General features: G+C 61.9%; 15 protein-coding genes. 10 read left to right on the forward strand and 5 right to left on the reverse strand.

Annotated elements, in window-relative coordinates; translation table 11 throughout:
• Entirely contained in the window at nucleotides 1–1,884 is a 1,884-nt protein-coding gene (locus tag RPE78_RS13725; protein ID WP_330647079.1) for a sigma-54-dependent Fis family transcriptional regulator, read from the forward strand.
• Nucleotides 1,885–1,950: 66 nt separating this feature from the next.
• The gene (locus RPE78_RS13730; RefSeq protein ID WP_406721695.1) at nucleotides 1,951–2,811 is read left to right on the forward strand and encodes an asparaginase domain-containing protein; all 861 of its coding nucleotides are present in this window, start codon (nucleotides 1,951–1,953) and stop codon (nucleotides 2,809–2,811) included.
• Nucleotides 2,812–2,856: 45 nt separating this feature from the next.
• On the opposite strand, the gene RPE78_RS13735 is transcribed toward RPE78_RS13730, so the two are convergent.
• Nucleotides 2,857–3,312, reverse strand: coding sequence for a hypothetical protein (locus RPE78_RS13735; RefSeq protein WP_330647081.1), 456 nt, complete (start codon nucleotides 3,310–3,312; stop codon nucleotides 2,857–2,859).
• A gap of 503 nt (nucleotides 3,313–3,815) precedes the next feature.
• On the reverse strand, nucleotides 3,816–4,784 hold the full coding sequence (locus RPE78_RS13740) for a helix-turn-helix domain-containing protein (protein ID WP_330647082.1): 969 nt from the start codon (nucleotides 4,782–4,784) through the stop codon (nucleotides 3,816–3,818).
• A gap of 153 nt (nucleotides 4,785–4,937) precedes the next feature.
• On the opposite strand from RPE78_RS13740, the gene RPE78_RS13745 reads away from it, so the two are divergent.
• The 8 genes from RPE78_RS13745 to RPE78_RS13780 all read left to right on the forward strand — a co-directional run bounded on the left by RPE78_RS13745 (nucleotide 4,938) and on the right by RPE78_RS13780 (nucleotide 14,697).
• On the forward strand, nucleotides 4,938–7,043 hold the full coding sequence (locus tag RPE78_RS13745; RefSeq protein WP_330647083.1) for a TonB-dependent siderophore receptor: 2,106 nt from the start codon (nucleotides 4,938–4,940) through the stop codon (nucleotides 7,041–7,043).
• A 282-nt stretch (nucleotides 7,044–7,325) separates the two neighbouring features.
• Complete coding sequence (gene rfbC / locus RPE78_RS13750) at nucleotides 7,326–7,883, forward strand: dTDP-4-dehydrorhamnose 3,5-epimerase (RefSeq protein ID WP_330647084.1); 558 nt, start codon at nucleotides 7,326–7,328, stop codon at nucleotides 7,881–7,883.
• 4 nt (nucleotides 7,884–7,887) lie between these two features.
• Nucleotides 7,888–8,955: a dTDP-glucose 4,6-dehydratase gene (rfbB, locus tag RPE78_RS13755; RefSeq protein ID WP_330647085.1), complete on the forward strand. Its 1,068-nt coding sequence runs from the start codon at nucleotides 7,888–7,890 to the stop codon at nucleotides 8,953–8,955.
• A complete protein-coding gene (gene rfbD, locus RPE78_RS13760; RefSeq protein ID WP_330647086.1) occupies nucleotides 8,952–9,821 on the forward strand; it encodes a dTDP-4-dehydrorhamnose reductase in 870 nt (289 codons plus the stop codon). Before rfbB ends, rfbD begins: the two co-directional genes overlap by 4 nt.
• The gene (locus RPE78_RS13765; protein ID WP_330647087.1) at nucleotides 9,802–10,551 is read left to right on the forward strand and encodes a sulfotransferase family 2 domain-containing protein; all 750 of its coding nucleotides are present in this window, start codon (nucleotides 9,802–9,804) and stop codon (nucleotides 10,549–10,551) included. The genes rfbD and RPE78_RS13765 overlap by 20 nt, the downstream gene beginning before the upstream one ends.
• Nucleotides 10,552–10,571: 20 nt before the next feature.
• Nucleotides 10,572–11,447, forward strand: coding sequence for a glucose-1-phosphate thymidylyltransferase RfbA (gene rfbA, locus RPE78_RS13770; RefSeq protein WP_330647088.1), 876 nt, complete (start codon nucleotides 10,572–10,574; stop codon nucleotides 11,445–11,447).
• Nucleotides 11,448–11,664: 217 nt separating this feature from the next.
• The gene (locus RPE78_RS13775) at nucleotides 11,665–12,621 is read left to right on the forward strand and encodes a Stf0 family sulfotransferase (RefSeq protein ID WP_330647089.1); all 957 of its coding nucleotides are present in this window, start codon (nucleotides 11,665–11,667) and stop codon (nucleotides 12,619–12,621) included.
• Nucleotides 12,622–12,735: 114 nt separating this feature from the next.
• A complete protein-coding gene (locus RPE78_RS13780; RefSeq protein ID WP_330647090.1) occupies nucleotides 12,736–14,697 on the forward strand; it encodes an acyltransferase family protein in 1,962 nt (653 codons plus the stop codon).
• Between the two features lie 221 nt (nucleotides 14,698–14,918).
• Here the strand turns inward: RPE78_RS13780 and RPE78_RS13785 are convergent, their stop codons facing one another.
• From RPE78_RS13785 to RPE78_RS13795, 3 genes are read right to left on the reverse strand one after another with little or no spacing between them, the layout of a single operon-like run.
• Nucleotides 14,919–15,686 carry an SDR family oxidoreductase gene (locus RPE78_RS13785; RefSeq protein WP_330647091.1) on the reverse strand — a complete coding sequence of 256 codons (768 nt, stop codon included), beginning with the start codon at nucleotides 15,684–15,686 and terminating at the stop codon, nucleotides 14,919–14,921.
• Nucleotides 15,683–16,336: an isochorismatase family protein gene (locus RPE78_RS13790; protein WP_330647092.1), complete on the reverse strand. Its 654-nt coding sequence runs from the start codon at nucleotides 16,334–16,336 to the stop codon at nucleotides 15,683–15,685. The genes RPE78_RS13785 and RPE78_RS13790 overlap by 4 nt, the downstream gene beginning before the upstream one ends.
• A gap of 11 nt (nucleotides 16,337–16,347) precedes the next feature.
• Nucleotides 16,348–17,469 carry an isochorismate synthase gene (locus RPE78_RS13795; protein WP_330647093.1) on the reverse strand — a complete coding sequence of 374 codons (1,122 nt, stop codon included), beginning with the start codon at nucleotides 17,467–17,469 and terminating at the stop codon, nucleotides 16,348–16,350.
• Between the last annotated feature and the right edge of the window lie 367 nt (nucleotides 17,470–17,836).

The following is a 17,836-nucleotide window of genomic DNA, read 5'->3' on the forward strand; positions in this document are numbered from 1 at the left end:
ATGCACAGGGTAAGCGAACATATCCGCGAAATCGAGGCTGTCTCGAACGGGGGGGCCGTCGGGCGCGATCCTGCCGTGGCCGCAAGCTGGCGGCGCTGCCTGCAAGAGCACAAACTCGATCCGGCCCGCCGCTCCGAAGCCTATATCGTTCCCAGCCGCATCCTGCGCCAGCATCGGGAACGTTCGGGCGATCTGATCTCTATCGCGCGCTCGGGGATCGAACAGCTTTATAAACTGGTGGCCGAACAGGATTATGTGCTGCTTCTGGCCGATGCGGCCGGTGTCACGGTGGAGTTTCTGGGGCAGGACCAGCGCAAGGCCGATCTGCAGCATTCGGGCCTTTATCTGGGCGCGGAATGGTCGGAGGCGCGGGCGGGCACCTGCGCCTTGGGGGCCTGTATCGAGGGCGGCGAGCCGATCATCGTCCATCAGAGCGACCATTTCGACAGCACCCATAGCGGGCTGAGTTGCACAGCCGCCCCGATCCACGACCTGTCGGGACGGCTGAGCGCGGTGCTCGACATCTCGCTTCTGTCCTCGCCGCGCCCGCGGGCCAGCCAGTATCTGGCGCTCAACCTTGTCAAACAAACCGCGCGCCGGATTGAAATGGCCAATATCATGGCCGAGAGCCGCCGCGACTGGGTGTTACGCCTTGGCACCAGCGCCGAATTTCTGGATACCGATCCCGAAGCGGCGATCCGGCTGGATGCGTCGGGGCGGGTGACCGGCATGACGCATGGCGCGGCACGGGTGATGGCGGCGGCTCTGGGCTGCGACTGGCGGCGCCCCGATCTGCTCTTGGGGCGCCCGATTTCCGACAGTTTCAATCTGGATCTGAACGGGATCGAGGCGCTGACCCGCCATAGTCCGGCCCGTGAACGCAATGTGGAGACCCGTAACGGGTACAGGCTTTTTGCCCATGCGATCGAACCCCGACGCGAGCCTGTGCGGCGGATGACGGCCTATCGCGGCACAAGCCTGCCTGCGGTGCCGCAGGGGTTGCGGGATCTGGCGCAGAATGATCCGGCGATGGCGCGCGTGATCACGCAGGCCGCCGGTCTGGTCAACGGGCAGGGGGCGGTTTTGCTGACCGGCCCGATGGGCAGTGGCAAACGCCATCTCGCCCGCGCCATCCACGAGGCGGGCATCGGTGGCCCCTTTGTCACCCTGCGCTGTGGCGAGTTTCTGGCCGAGGAAGAGGCCACAATTTTCGGGCGCGAAACCCGTGGCCTGACAGAGCCCGGCATGATCGACGAGGCACAAGGGGGCGCGCTGTTTCTGGACAAGCTCGAAGAGTTGCCCTCTCGCGCACAGGCACGGCTTCTGGCACTGATCTCGGAAGGGGCATGGCGTCCGATCGGGGCGGTGCGGGCGCAAAAAGCCAATATGCGGATCTTCGCCTCGCTTGGCATGCCGGCACAACAGGCCGTGGCCGAGGGGCGCCTGCGCCGCGACCTGTATTTCGCGCTGCGCGGCACGGTGCTGGACCTGCCCGCCCTGCGCGACCGGCAGGATCTGGTCTGGCTGGCCGAAACCGCACTTTCCGAGGCATTCACCCAGCCAGTGACGCTCGGCGCAGAGGCTGCCAGCTGGATCACGCAGCAAGAATGGGCGGGCAACCTGCTGGAGTTGCATGATTTCGCCCGTCACAGCGCTGACCGTCTGGTGGAAAACGGTGCTTTGCCCCGACAAGGGCTGCAGCTGGCCGATCTGGCCCGTGACTATGTTCAGGACGCAGCCTCGAAAGAGCACGGCCACGCGGCGCTCCTCAACCATATCCTGCAACAGACCGGCGGCAATATCTCCGAAACCGCGCGACGGCTGGGGGTAAACCGCTCGACAATCCACCGGCAGATGCAGCGTTACGGGATCAAACGCCGCTAAAGCATGTTGTCAAATGCCGCTTTGCCTGCCAGATGCGGGGGCAAGAAATTCCAAGCGGAGAGCGTCATGCAGATATTGCGTCTCATCGATACTGGCGGCACCATCGGCATGGTGCCTTCCGAACAGGGGCTTGTGCCCGGTGCGGGTGTCGTTGAACAGCATCTGCGCGCGGCGCTGCCACAGGGCACCGCACTGGATGTCGTGACCTTCGACCCGCTGATCGACAGTGCCAATATCCGCCCCGCGGACTGGAACCGGCTGGCCGATCTGATTGACGAACATGACGGACCCGTGCTGATCACACATGGCACCGATACGCTGGGCTTTAGCGCCGCAGCCCTGTCGCAGGTGATCGCCCCCGAACGCGCGGTGGTCCTGTGCGCCGCCATGCAGCCGCTGGGCCAGAATGCCGATGCCGAAGAAAGCCTCGCGCAGGCGCTGGAGTATCTGCTTTCGGGGCGGGCGGGTGTGCGGGTGGCTGTGAATGGCCAGATCCTTGAGGCCGAAGGGGTGACAAAGACCGACAGTCACGCCCGCGCCGCCTTTGTGTCAGTGCCGCAGGCCCCGCCAGCCCCTCGCGCCACCGGCGCGCGGTTCGGCACAGGGCCGCAGATCGGCGTGCTCACCCTGACGCCGGGACTGTCGGGACAGGCACTGGCGGCACTGCTGGGCTGTTTCGACGGGGTCGTCTTGCGCATCTACGGGGCAGGGACCTTTCCCGAGGATCCGGCACTTGTGACCGCTGTGGCCGAGGCCGTCGCACGCGGCCTTCCGGTGCGCGTCGTCAGCCAATGCGTGCAGGGCGGGCTGGCACCGGGGCTTTACGCAGCAGGTGCCAGCTTTTGGCAAAGCGGTGTCACCAATGGCGGCACCGAAACGGTCGAACTGGCCTTTGTGCGGCTTTTGCTCGCGGCCTCTGCGGCCTGAACCTGACGGCCTGAACTTAACGACCGAACGGGCGGTTTTGCAGCGTTACGCCTCGTCGAAGAACAGGCGCGGCGTCATGCCTTTATCGCAATGCACGACATGGGTGAGATCTTCGAAATCATCCACCGCCGCCCGCAGGACAAAGGTCATCCCGTCCACAAAATCGCTGGCTTGCGGATCGAGTATGATCACGATATCCACGCCGACCGGACGGAATTTGAACGTGACCGATTGCGGCTCCGTCCGCGCGCGCGAGCGCAGACAGAGAATATGCCGGATATCGTCATACAGCCCGTAAAGGCAATCCCGCTCGTCCTGCGTCTCGAACAGGGTGCCCGCCGGAAATGTCGCACATAGCGACCCCGAGGCAATCAGCCGCTCCAAAAGCACGTTCATCAGTTTCTTGTCCTTGAGCTTAGCGCTCAGGAAACGATGTTCGATCGCCTCGAAATTCTCGATGATCTGCGATGAAACGCGGTCGATATGTGTCCGTAAAGCCATGTGATCCTCCTCCGGTTCTGGCATGAATTGGGGTTGGTGCCTCCTGCCGCCCATGATGCGGCGATAGGCAGATCGGTGCGGATCAGGCGGATCGGGACCGACCCGACCGCGCGCATAGGGGCAATATCCGCTGTCGTATAAAGAAATGCGGATGCCCGACCTGATCTTGCCGACCGGATCTTGCCGACCGGTTCGGGGCAGGCCCTTTGCCGAGACACAGCCAAACGGCGGATAAAATCGGGACGACATTTTGAACGAGAAACCATTACGGGACATCGAATGAAGCTGCACAGGACACCCAGCTTTGCTCAATGGAATGAAGGTGATCTTAAAATGACCATTCTGCCGGAAAAATTTTACAAAACGGGCAGGATCACGTCACAGATAGCGCGCAGTGGCAGGTCCAAGCGACAAGAGCCAGAGGCGCCTGACAGAACAGAGTGCGAGGTCTCCGAGCCTGCATAAAGCTCCGCCAGAAAAATCTCTGGCCCGTTCGTCCTGTGTCAGTCCTGCGCCAGGTCTGCGTCGGGGGCAGGGGCGGGGACCAAACCGGCTGCGCCTTTGCGATACTCCGACGGGGGCATGCCCATTGCCAGCCGGAAGGCCGTTGCGAAAGCTTCCGGCGTTTCGTAGCCCGCCTGCCGTGCCGCGCTGGCCACCGAAGCCCCCGCATGCAGGGCATGGCCCGCCCGTTCCAGCCGGATCTGGCGCAACCGCCCATGTACCGACATGCCGCGCAGGCGCCGGAACAACCGGCGCATGGAGGACACGCTCATGCCCGCGCTTTCGGCCAGAGCCTCGGACGAAGGCAGCCCCCCCGCGATCAAGGCCTGCGCCTCGATCCGGCTCAGCCGTTCCTGATCCGTCCGGCTGATCTCCGGCTCCGCTCCCATCAGCCCCACCAGCATCGTCTGCAACATGGACAGGGCGAGCGCTTCCGCTTCGATCTGGCAGAAGGGCGTCTGCCGATGGCGTTGCAGCAGGGCTTCGGCCCGTAACACGTCGGGCATGGTCGCCGTCCAGCTTGCCCGCAGATGGGCTTGGCCCTGAAGGATCGATTGCATCGCCACCCCGCGCGCCTCCAGCCAGTTCCACGGGACCAGCACCGACACTTTGCGCACATGGTTGCCTGCCGTGATATTGCGGCGGAAGGCCGTCGGCTGACCAAGCGCACTCAGATGCAGTTGCGCAGGCTGGCCCGGCATCGGCCCGAAACGCTCGCTGCGCGGCCCGAGCCTGCCCTCGACCTGCCCCTCCAGAATGAGATGCAGCAACAGATTGGCCGGACGGGTCAGGAAGGTGACGAAATCTTTCGCGCTGACCGTATCCTGTAGCTGCACGTTGAGGCCCGAGGGCAGCGCAATCCGCCGACGTCCGCCGCGCAGCACGATGTCGGAGACGGGCAGGCTTGCGCCGAAATCCGTCACATCCCCCCGTAGCCCCGTGGCGATGTCATTCAGGCTGATATCCATCTGGACCTCCAAGGTCTGATCCTTTGCGGGAACGCCAGCCGATTGGCGCTTTGACGAAGATATATGGCCGTATGGCACAGGCCGGATACTGGCCAGATACCAGATCCGGCTCTAATGGTCGATAAAAATACTCGGTTATTAAGGGATAGTGCCATGTCACCTGCTGGACGTACCACGTTGAAACTGTGCCTGCTGGCCTCCACCGCCCTTGCCGCACCGGCATTCGCGCAAGATGCGGTCGCACTGGACGAGATCGTTGTCGAAGGGTCGAGCTACGAGACCGAAGGCTCCGATAGCTATGCGACCGATCTGATCTCGGTGGGGGAGAAGGCGGCGATGAGCCCGCGCGAGGTGCCGCAATCGACCTCGGTCGTGACCCATAAGCAGATCGAGGATGGCGGCTACACGGCGCTGGAAGAGGCGCTGTCGGATGTGGCGGGCATCATGATCCTCAATAATGATGTCGGGCGGTCGTCGATCTATTCGCGCGGCTACGAATTCGACTATCTCTATTTCGACGGCCTCCCCGCGCCGGTCAGCTCGATCTACGGCACCCAGCCGGATCTGTCGATTGTCGATCACGTCGAGGTCCTCAAAGGACCGTCGGGCCTGTTCATCAGCACCGGCGAACCGGCAGGCTCGATCAATATGCGTCTCAAACAGGCCACCGCCACCGAGTTTACCGGCTATGCCACGACTTCGGCCGATAGCAACGGGCAACTCCGCGCGGAAGTCGATATGTCCTCGGCACTCAACAAGGACGGCACGCTGCGCGGGCGCTTTGTGGCCGCCTATGGCGATGGCGATACGTTTATCGACGGTGGCTCGAACGGGGTGCAGTCCTATTACGGCACCGTCGCGTGGGATGTGGACCCGAATACCAAACTGACTTTCTCGCTCAGCCATATGGAGCGCGATATCGCGCCGTTCAACGGTCTGCCCACCTATGCGGATGGCTCGCTGATCTGGACGGATGTCGAGGCGGGCGTGATGCCCGACTGGAACGATTTCGACAACGAAACCACCGATGCCGTGGTGGCGGGCGAGCATTTCCTCGATAATGGCGGGCGCATCAAATTCTCGATGCGCAAATCGTGGCAGGATGCCAATTTCCTCTACGGCTATGCCGGATCGACCGCCGATGCCGATAACAACATCTCTTCGATCGCCTATCTGGGCCGCGATTTCAGTCAGGACAGCCTCGCGCTGGACATCCATGCGGATCTGCCCTTCCAACTGGGCCAGATGGAAGGCAACGCGATTGTCGGGGCCGATTGGCAGAAGGTCACCAGCACCACCTACACCGCCCGCGGATCGATCTCGGGCAGCTGGAACCTGAACAATTTCGATGGCGCGTCGGTGGCCAAGCCGAGCTATAGCTATTCGACCCGCGCGGACTCGGAGACCACTTCCACGGGGCTCTATTCGCAGCTACGGCTCAAGCCGATGGACAAGCTGACCGTGATCGGTGGCGCGCGCCTGAGCTGGTATGACGGCACGGTCGACACCACGACGCTGTCCAGCGGCGCGGTCTCGACGGCCGATTATGACGTCGATGCCCATGTGACACCGTTTGCCGGTGCCACCTACGAGCTGACGCCCGATGCCTCGCTCTATGCCAGCTATTCCGAGATCTTCATTCCGCAATCATCGCGGGACACGGATGGCGATCTGCTTGATCCCGTCGAGGGGCGCCAATACGAGCTGGGCGTCAAGGCGCGGCTTGCCTATGGTCTGGATGTCACGGCGGCCTATTTCAACCTGCGCGAGGCGAACCGTCCTGTCGCGATCACCGGCACCGATTACTACAAAGCCGAGGAAGAGGTCGAATCCAAAGGCGTCGAGCTGACGGTATCGGGCGAGTTGCGCGAAAATCTGCACCTCTCGGCAGGCTATACCTATACCGAGACCGAATATCTCAACGGCAGCTCGAAGGGCGAGGATTTCTCGACCTATACGCCCAAACACATGTTCAAGCTTCAGGCCATGTATGACTTCAAGGACGGCGTGATGGCCGATTGGAGCCTCGGGGGCCGCCTGACCATGATGAGCGGTTTCTCCTCCAAGGGGATCGAGGCACCGGGTTACGGGGTGGTCGATCTGATGGCGGTCAAAACCTTCAATGATGACCTGACTTTGCGCATGGGCGTCGATAACCTCTTTGACAAAGAATATTATTCGCGCGTGGGCAGCACCACGGTGTTCAACTTCCGCGGCGAACCGCGCACCTTCAACGTCTCGCTGACCAAGACCTTCTGATCCGCATCCGGCCCGATCCGGCTGCACCCCCCCGCCGATTGGCGGGGGTTATCTTTTGCGCAAAATTCAATCATGACGTGCATGGATATTTTCCTCGACAGGCCAACCCCCCGCACTAATTCCGTTTTTCGGGCCGGACCTCCGGGCATTTTGACGTGACGGATAAGCAAAAAAATGCTGTCAACTGGCGAGAAAATCGGTTTTTACCGCCGGATGGCCTTGTCTTGGGCCGTTGGAAAGCCGAAGCTGGCGCAAAATAAAGAACATGTGGGCTAAGGGTCTATGATTGAACACACCTCCCTTCCGGGCGTTATCCTCATTACGCCCCCGCGTTTTGGTGACCATCGCGGTTTTTTCTCTGAAAGCTGGAACAAGAAGAAGCTTGAAGCCGAAGGGGTGAACCTGCCGGAATTCGTGCAGGACAACCACTCGCTCTCGCGCGAGAAGGGCACGGTGCGCGGGCTGCATTTCCAGTCGCCGCCGCATGCGCAGGGCAAACTGGTGCGCTGTGGCCGCGGGTCGATCTTTGATGTGGCGGTGGATGTACGCAAGGGCAGCCCGACCTATGGTCAATGGGTGGGCTTTGAACTGTCCTTCGAGAACGGCAAACAGCTATGGATTCCGGCAGGCTTCCTGCATGGGTTCATGACGCTGACGGATGATGCCGAGATCTGCTATAAATGCACCGACCATTACGCCCCCGAATGCGATGGCGCGGTGAAATGGGACAGCTGTGGCATCGACTGGCCGATTGCCGATATTACCCCGATCATTTCCGAAAAAGACGAGAAGGCGCAGCCGCTTTCCGCATTCGACACCCCTTTCACCTTCGAGGCCTGATCCTATGAAACTTCTTGTCACCGGCGGGGCCGGATTTATCGGTTCGGCTGTTGTGCGTCTGGCGATGGCGCGGGGCCACTCGGTGGTGAATGTCGATGCGCTGACCTATGCGGCCTGCCTCGAGAATGTGGCCGAATGGGCCGATCATCCGAATTACGCCTTCGAGAAGGCCGATATCCGTGATCGCGCCGCACTGGATGCGGTTTTCGCCAAGCATAAGCCTGATGCGGTGATGCATCTGGCCGCCGAATCCCATGTGGACCGGTCGATCGACGGGCCGGGCGATTTCATCGAGACCAATATCACCGGCACCTATAATATGCTGGAGGCCGCGCGCAGCTATTGGGTCGCGCAGGGCAAGCCCGAAGCCTTCCGCTTCCACCATATCTCAACCGATGAGGTGTTTGGCTCGCTGCCCAATGATCCGTCGGTCAAGTTCACCGAAGACACGCCCTATGATCCGCGCTCGCCCTATTCGGCGTCCAAAGCGTCTTCGGACCATCTGGTGCGCGCATGGCACGAGACCTATGGCCTGCCGGTGGTGCTGACCAACTGCTCCAACAATTACGGTCCCTTCCACTTCCCCGAGAAGCTGATCCCCGTGGTGATCCTGAACGCACTGGCCGGTAAGGACCTGCCGATCTATGGCAAGGGTGACAATATCCGCGACTGGCTCTATGTCGAGGACCATGCCGATGCGCTGCTGCTGGTGGTGGAAAAAGGCGAGCTGGGCCGCAGCTATAATATCGGCGGCGAGAACGAGCGCACCAATCTGGAACTGGTGAAGACGCTCTGCGCGATCCTTGACCAGAAGCGCCCGAAGGCGCAGGGCTCTTACGCCGATCAGATCACCTTTGTGACCGACCGCCCCGGCCATGATGCGCGTTATGCGATTGATCCGACCCGCATCCGCAACGAGCTGGGCTGGCGTCCCTCGGTGACGGTCGAGGAAGGGCTTGAGCGCACCGTTGACTGGTATCTGGCCAATGAGGCCTGGTGGAAACCGCTGCAGGCGCGGGCGGGCGTGGGTATCCGTCTGGGCACGGGCGAGGCAAAAAAGGAAACGGCATGAGCATCCTCGTTTTCGGTTCCACCGGCCAAGTCGCGACCGAGCTGAAATCGCTTCTGCCCGAGGCGCAGTTTCTGTCGCGTGCCGAGGCGGATCTGTCTGACCCCGAAGCCTGCGCTGCCGCCATCACGGCGGCCAAGCCCGAGGCCGTGATCAATGCGGCCGCCTATACGGCGGTGGATAAGGCGGAAAGCGAAGAGGATCTGGCCGAGGCGATCAATGGCGCCGCGCCCGCCGCTATGGCGCAGGCCTGTGCCGGGCTTGGTATTCCCTTTGTGCATATCTCGACGGATTATGTCTTTGACGGGCAGGGCGAGACGCCGTTCAAACCCACGGATATGACCGCGCCGCTGGGGGCCTATGGCCGCAGCAAGCTGAAGGGCGAACAGGGGATCGCGCTGGCGGGCGGGGCCTATGCCGTGCTGCGCACCTCTTGGGTGTTTTCCGCGCATGGCAATAACTTCGTGAAGACGATGCTGCGCCTGTCAGAAACCCGTGACAAGCTGACCGTGGTGGCCGACCAGATCGGCGGCCCGACCTCGGCGCGGGCGATTGCCAAGGCCTGTGTCCGCATCGCAAGCCAGCTTGCCGAAGACCCGTCGAAAGCGGGGATCTACCATTTCTCGGGCGCGCCCGATACAAGCTGGGCCGGTTTCGCGCGCGAGATCTTCGCGCAGGCAGGGCGCGCGACCGCGGTCGAGGATATCCCCACGACGGCCTTCCCGACGCCTGCCAAACGCCCCGCCAATAGCCGGATGGATTGCGCCACGACGTTTGACGCTTTCGGGATTTCCCGCCCCGACTGGAAGGCCGATCTGGCGGAGGTTCTGCACGCGCTGAGAGGGGTTGATGCCGCTTCTGCAAACTGACAGCACTTCTGTCTTTTTCGCGCATGTCCCCAAGACCGGCGGCACGTCGGTCGAGGACTATCTGCAGCAGCATTATGGCCCGCTCTCGCTTTACGACCCCGACTGGTTGGGGCGTAAGGCGGCGGGTCTCCCCCGCAAGTTTCCCTGCTCGGAGCAGCATCTGGTCTGGGCCGATGCCCGCACCCTGTTCGACACCAAGCCCGATCTTGTTTTCGGTCTGGTACGTGACCCTTTGCAACGGGCGATATCGGAATACCGGTTTCAGGCGCGCAGCTTCCCCCATATGAAGCGCCTGACACAGCGCGGCTTTTCGGTCTGGCTGGCGGTAATGGAGGCCGCCTACCGGCGCGACCCCTATGTGATGGACAACCATCTGCGCCCCCAGTCGGATTTCCTGCCGCATGAAGCCACAGTGTTCCGCCTTGAAGAGGGTATGGAGCCTGTTGTGGACTGGTTGCAAACCCATCTTGGCGGGGTCGCAGGGCAGGTGCCCCATGCGCAGAAATCGGCAGAATGCCCGACCCTGCAGGACCGGATCGCACCGAGCAAGGCGGATATGGCCCGCATCACGCGGCTCTATCACAAAGACTATGTGCGCTTTGGCTATCAACATCCGATCGGCGGGTTCGAATTTGCAACGCTTTACCGCCCCGCACCCGTAAAACACACGCTTTATGCAATGGTGAAAGGCCGCAAAGTCACCCGCGCCTATCGCCGGAAATATATCTAGATTTCTAAAGGACAGTTCTCATGACAAAACAGCGCAAAGGTATTATCCTCGCCGGCGGTTCGGGCACGCGGCTCTATCCGCTGACGATGGCTGTCTCGAAGCAGCTGATGCCGATCTATGACAAGCCGATGATCTATTATCCGCTGACCGTGCTGATGCTGACCGGCATCCGCGAGATCGCGATCATCACCACTCCGGCGGATCAGGAGCAGTTCAAGCGGCTTCTGGGCGATGGCAGCCAATGGGGCATCAGCCTGACCTATATCACCCAGCCCTCGCCCGACGGTCTGGCGCAGGCCTATATTCTGGCCGAGGATTTCCTTGACGGTGCGCCTTCGGCGATGGTTCTGGGCGATAACATCTTCTTCGGCCACGGGCTGCCGCAGCTTCTGGAAGCCGCTGACGCGCAGGGTGTGGGCGGGACGGTCTTCGGCTATCGCGTGGCCGATCCCGAACGCTATGGCGTGGTCAAATTCGATACGGCAGGCAAAGTCGAGGAAATCATCGAAAAGCCCGAGGTGCCGCCGTCGAACTATGCAGTCACCGGCCTCTATTTCCTTGATGGCGATGCCCCCAAGCGCGCCCGCGAGGTCAAGCCTTCGCCGCGGGGCGAGTTGGAGATCGTGACGCTGCTGGAAAGCTATCTCAAGGATGGCACGCTGACCGTGAAACAGATGGGCCGTGGCTATGCATGGCTTGATACCGGCACCCATGCCTCGCTTCTGGACGCCGGCAATTTTGTGCGCACGCTCTCGACCCGTCAGGGGGTGCAATCGGGCTGCCCCGAAGAGATCGCCTATGAAAAGGGCTGGATCGACGATGCGAAAATGGCCGAACATGCCGAGACATTCAAAAAGACGGCTTATGGCAAGTATCTGGCAAGCCTGCTGAAATAAGCAGAACGGACGTTCAGTACAGAGATGCGGAAGGGCATTCGGGCGCGCAGGCACCGGATGCCCTTTCTTCTGGCACCTGCGGCCCTATAACGGATAGACAGACCCGCCAAGCCACAGAATGGCGACCGGTTTCCTGTTGTTTTTGGGGCAAAAAACTGCAAGGTGCATAGTCAAGTTCGGGCATCCGGCAGGATGTCTTCCGTATTGCGAGGTTTATATGTCATTGGGATCTTTCGGTACGTCGTTTCTCCGGCATATTGCCCAGCGGTTCTATCTGTCCAAAGCCCGTGCCGGACGCCCCGGAGAGCGGCTGTTTTCCGAGCTTATGGCAAAGTCGCTGGCCTCGGAACTGGCGCTGCGCGAGGATCTGTTCGACAATGTCACGGTAGATGCGGAAAAGCGTGCGAAATTCCTGCGCGCGCCGCTGCCAGAGCGACGCTATATGCTGTTTTTCACCGCGCGTTCGGGAAGCTCGCGTCTGGGCGAGATGCTGGAACGTGCCCGCGTTCTGGGCCAGCCGAACGAGGCGTTCAATTTCCGCTTTGTGCCCAATATCGCCCAAGCCTATCAGGCCGACACGCTGGAAGCCTATGTCGATATGCTGCTGCGCAGGCGCAATACGCGCGGCACCTATGGCGTCGAGATCACCTATGCGCATATGATGAACCTCTTCGGATCGATGGACCGGCTGATCGAGATGATGGCCCCCACCTCGTATATCTGGCTGATCCGCGAGAACCTTCTGGCGCAGGCGTTGTCGCTGTCGAAGCTGATCCAGACCAAGGTCGCCCATTCCACCGCAGCCGACCAGACCAGCCAGATGGCCGCAGATGCCGCCTTCCAGTATAAACCGCTAGAAATTTTGCATGCGATGGCGCGCTATTGCGTCGAGGAAGACCGGCTCGAGGCCGATATGGCCCGTTTCGGGATCAAGCCGCTATGCCTGAGCTACGAGCAGACCGTCGGTCAGCCCGACACCGTGATCCTCAGGACGATCGCCGATCATATCGGGGTCGGGGCTGTGGATCTGCAGCCCGCGCCCACATCCCATCACAAACTTCTGGGGTGCCGTAGTGCGGAATATGCCGAGCGTTTCGCGCAGGAATATCCTGATTTTCTGGCCCGCATGACTGACTATCGTGCGGCGCGCATCGAACGGCTGCACAAGTTCTGACTGGCCTGGCCACATAGGCCGCGCCCGTTTCGGGGTTTCACGCAATCTTAAAAGGATATCGGTTAACTCTGACCGCAAGGGCCGCTATGGCCCGTTTTGTGTGACGAGTAACCTATGCTTGAAAACCGGTTTCGCGCCGATATCCAAGGCCTGCGGGGTCTTGCCGTTGCGGCGGTGGTGCTGTTTCACGCCTGGCCGAAGGCTTTGCCGGGCGGCTTCGTGGGCGTCGATATCTTCTTCGCGATTTCGGGGTTTCTGATTGGCGGCCATCTACAGCGCGACAGCCTCACGGGGCAGGTCTCTTTGCTGACCTTCTACCACAAGCGCGCCAGACGCCTTTTGCCTGCTCTTCTGGTGATGCTTGCCGCCACTCTGGGGCTGGGGGGCATTCTGCTCAGTCCCGATAACTATCAAGAGCTTGCCCGCACCGCTTTGTCTTCGGCGCTCTTTGCCTCGAATATCGATTTCTATCTGTTCAGCGGCTATTTCGACCAGCAGGCGGAACTGCGACCGCTGCTGCATACATGGTCGCTTTCGGTCGAGGAACAGTTCTATCTGCTATTTCCCTTCCTGCTGTTCATAGTGATCAAATGGCGCCCCTCTGCATTGGTGCCGTTGACCCTGCTGGGGATTATGGGCGGGGTGATCCTGTCCGAATGGGGCCTGCGGCATTCTCCGACGGGGGCCTATTTCCTGTTGCCGTTCCGTGGCTTCGAATTCCTGATCGGGGCTCTGGTCGCCTATCTGCCAGCCCCCCGAAAAGACCGGCCCATCCTGCGTCCGCTGGCGCTGGCCACGCTGGGGCTATGCATGGTCTGGCTGACACCCGATATGCCTTTTCCCGGCCTGCGGGCGGGCGTGCCCAGTTTTGCCACAGCGGTCCTGTTATGGGTGGGGCGCTTTCCTTTGCCCCGACAGACCGGCGGGATGCTGGCCGGCGGGATGCTGGGGGCCGGTTTTCTGGGCCGGATCTCCTATTCACTCTATCTCTGGCACTGGCCGTTGATGGCGTTTCTGCGCAGTCTTGCCGGAGAGGTGCCCGATGCGCTGATGGCGCTTTGCGTGGGGGTCTCGGTCATACTGGCATGGCTGAGCTGGCGTTATATCGAGCAGCCCTTCGCCCGCCTGCCCATCGGCCACAGCCCCATCCTGCGCTGGAGCGCGGCGGGGCTTGCCCTGATCATGCTGCTCGCTTGGGGGATCTGGCACGGGCAGGGGATACCGCAGCGCTTTGCGCCGCAGGTGCTGGCCTTATATGATGCGGCACAGGATATCAGCCCGTGGCGGGAAAGCTGCCATCAGGATGACCGCGACAGAAAGCCCTATGCCCGGACCTGCCGCCTGGGCGGCAGCGGCGCGCCACCTCTTGTGGTCTGGGGAGACAGCCACGGGGCCGAACTCGCCGCAGCCTTGGCCCGGAACCAGCCCCTGCGGCAGATCACGGCCTCTGCCTGTCCGCCGGTTCTGGGCCCCGATCTGCCCAGACGTCCCCAATGCGCCCGCGCAAACCAGCGGATGCTGACGGCGATCAGCGGCGATCCGGCCGTCGAGACCGTGCTGCTGGCGATGAACCGCGAGGCCTATCCCGAACTTCCGGCACAGGTTCTGCAAGACGGCCTGCGCGAAACGGTGACGCGGCTCCGGCAAGCGGGCAAACGGGTTATCCTGCTGGGCCAGATCCCCAACCCGCATCGCGATCCGGCACAAAGCGTGGGAAATGCGCTCCGCTTCGGCAGGCTTGCCGCCACGGCCATTCCAGATCCCGAAGCCCATAGCGCCCGTTTGCGCGCATGGGCGGAGATCGAGCAGCAGCTTGTCACGGCGGACCGGATCATACGGATCGACCCGCGCAAGAGGCTGTGTGCCGGTGGCGAATGTCCTTTTGTGATGGGGGGAGAGGTGCTCTATTTCAACGACACCCATCCAAGCATGGCGGGGGCGCGACGGCTGGCAGAACAGATTCGCGCGGAAGCGGCCGACATCTTGCCCCAACCGCGCACCCCCACTCCGCCGCGCATGTCCCATAGGGTGAATTCGGCTGATAGGGTCGCAATTCGTGGTGAATTTAACTTTTGACGCATGCTTCGTTAAGCAGCCATGCGTCAGGCACAAATCAGCACTGCAGAGAAAGCGCTTTCTGCATCGCAGCATATAGGCTAAATTTAATTCAACGCAGCCAAGGTTGCACAGAATTTCGAAGGCTCTCTCCTCCTCCCTGAGCCTTGGAAACAGGCGGCGATCTCCTCCTCCTCCCTGAGATCGCCGCCGCTCCTCCCCTCCGTTGATCCAAATCTGCCTCAGGCCTTCAGGGTCGCGCCGCCATCGACATAAAGATCGGCCATTGTCACATGCCCCGCTTGATCGGACAGCAGGAACATCGCGGCGGCGGCAATATCTTCCGGCACAGCCAGCTTGCCCAAGGGGATGCCGGTTTTATGCAGCGCAAGATTTCCGGCAATCACCCGTTCCGCGCCGTCCGGCCCCGCCCACATGCCGGTCTGCATCGGCGTAAGCGTCGACCCCGGTGCCACGATGTTGCAACGCACACCGGCGGGCGCAAGCTCTAGCCCGAGGCAACGCACGAACATATGCAATCCCGCCTTGCTGGCAGGGTAGCTGCCCATATTGAGCCGTGGAATATCGGCGGAATTCGAGCCGATCACAACAAGGCTCCCGCCGCCATTGTCCACCATATGCCGCCCCAATGCCGTGGTCACATGGAACGCCCCGTCCAGATTGACCTCGATCACCCGCCGCCACTGCGCGGCGCTGGTGCTCAAAAGCGGGCCCTCGGCCAGAATACCTGCGGCATGCACCCCAAAGCGGATCGGGCCAAGATCGCGGATCGTCGCCTGCACCCGCGCCTCGACCGCCTGCGCATCGCAGACATCCAGCCCGTGCCATGTCACACCCGTCATCTGCGGCGCGCGTGCGATCACATCGGGATGGTCGGTCGCCACGACCTGCGTGCCAGCCTCCGACAAAGCCCGCACCAAAGCCAGACCGATACCGCCTGCCGCGCCGGTGACCAGAGCCACCGCCCCCTCGAACCCTGTCAGTTTCATGCCTGCCCCTCCAGCGTCGCGACCATATCCTGCGCCAGAACCGGCACGCCCGAGCAATCAGCCACCCAGTCCAGCGCGCGGCGATGCCAGTCCTCGGAGAAATCGGCCAGAGCATCGGCCACAAAGAACGGTTCGATATCGCGCTGGAAGGCCTCGGTTGCCGTCGCCAGACAGCCGATATGCGCGTAGATCCCGGTGATCAGCAACTGGTCACGACCGCGCGCACGCATCAGCGGCGCAAGGTTGGATCTCTGGAAGGCGCTATAGCGGTGCTTGACCAGAGTGATATCGCCCTCTTGCGGGGCCAGTGGGGCGATGATCTCTTCATGTTCGGGCTGTGCCTTCATACCCGCCCCCCAGAGATCGGCCTGCAAGCCACGGTCGGGGCGGAACTGGTTGCCCTTCTGGGCGGTGTAGAAGACTGGCACGCCCGCCCGCCGCGCCGCCTGCGCAAGGCGGCCAATCGCCTCGACCGCCTGCGACAGCGCCGAGGTCGGGCGCGTCAATGCCCCCTCGCCATAGGCGGCGCAGAAATAGGCCTGCATATCATGAATCAGCAAGGCCGCCCGCGCAGGGTCAAGCGTGAAGGGCGCGCGGGTCTGCGGCAAGCTGCGGGGAAGCGGGTAATCGGGAATTCCCGGAAGGCTCATAAGGTCAATCCTTAATGCGTGAGGTCAATGCCAAGCGCATCGCTCATCGCGATGAATTTGGCCTGTGTTTCAGCGATTTCGGCGGCGGCGGTACTGTCGGGCACGATGCCTGCGCCCGCATGCAGACGCGCCATGCACCCCTCGATCATCGCGCAGCGCAACGTGACATACCATGTGCCGTCGCGCTCGTTCTCAAGCCAGCCCACCGTCCCTGCGTAGAAGCCGCGCGGCTCGGGTTCCAGTCTGGAGATCAGATCCAGCGCGGGACGCAGCGGCGTGCCTGCCACTGCAGGGGTCGGGTGCAGCTTGCCCAGAAGGGCAAGACAGGGCAGGTCGGCATCGCGCAGCACACCGCTGATCCGCGTGCCAAGATGCCACATGCTGGCCGTCTTTTGCAACGCAGGGGTCTGGGGCCTGGTCAGGTTGTGGCAATAGGGGGCAAGAATATCGTGAATATATTCGACCACATAGCGGTGCTCGGCCAGATCCTTGGTCGAGACCAGTAGGGCCTCGGCACGGTGGCGGTCTTCGACCGGATCGGCGCTGCGGGGCGCTGAGCCTGCCAGCGGATGCGACATGACCGCCGCCCCTTTCTTATCCAGCAGCAATTCAGGAGTGGCCCCGACCAGCCAGCGCATATCGCCTTGCGCATCGGCGGTTTTGCCAGAGCGGATCTGCGGCACGGGCAGGGCATAGCTGGTCACATGCGGGTCCTGCCCGAGACGGCGCGCGACCGCCATCGGGTCCACAGGCGCGGCGGTACGATAATCAAGCGCGCGGGCCAGAACCACCTTTTGCAGCGGTGTCTCATAGGAGCGAAGCTGTTCCACCGCATGCTCGACGGCAGCCCCGTAAACCTCGGGCGCGGGGGAAAACTGCCAGGCGCCAGACTGTGCCTGCGGCGGGGAAGGAACTTGTGCGGTGACGGCAGGCGGCCGTTCTGCCGGTGCCAGCGCATAAAGCCATCCGGGATCGGTCGGGGTGAAAGGAAAGACGCCCGCACAGCGCCCTTTGGACTGCGGCACCCCGTTTTTTGCAAATGCCGCAATCGTACCTTGCCACGCGGTATCGATCTGCCCCGTCACATCGCCCAGCACCAGCGGCACCCCCTGTGCAAGAAGCGCATCGTTCATATCAATTCTTTGATGTTCCAAGGCCATATCCATCCGGTTGAAGCTGCAAGGATGCAGCGGGGGGTGAACGGGTGCCTGACGGGAGGTTGGGTGCCGTTTCGCCCCAGATAACCCGACAAAAATTATCAGTCAATATTCGCGCGAGGTCGGGAGCACGGTAACCGCGCGCGAGGAAAACCGGATAACCTCATGTTTTCGTGATATTATAAGGCAAATTCTCAGCGGGAAACCCGCCGCGGCTTCGCCCTGACCTGGCGAGAACCGGCAACAGATCGCCCGTTTGGGGCCATCCGGCAGCAGACACGCGCCCTTCAAAAGATTGTGCGTATTTTCGTGATACCCTGTGAGCTGACGCACTTGAAATAAT

It is taken from the genome of Thioclava litoralis, assembly GCF_045278885.1.
GTDB lineage: Bacteria > Pseudomonadota > Alphaproteobacteria > Rhodobacterales > Rhodobacteraceae > Thioclava > Thioclava litoralis.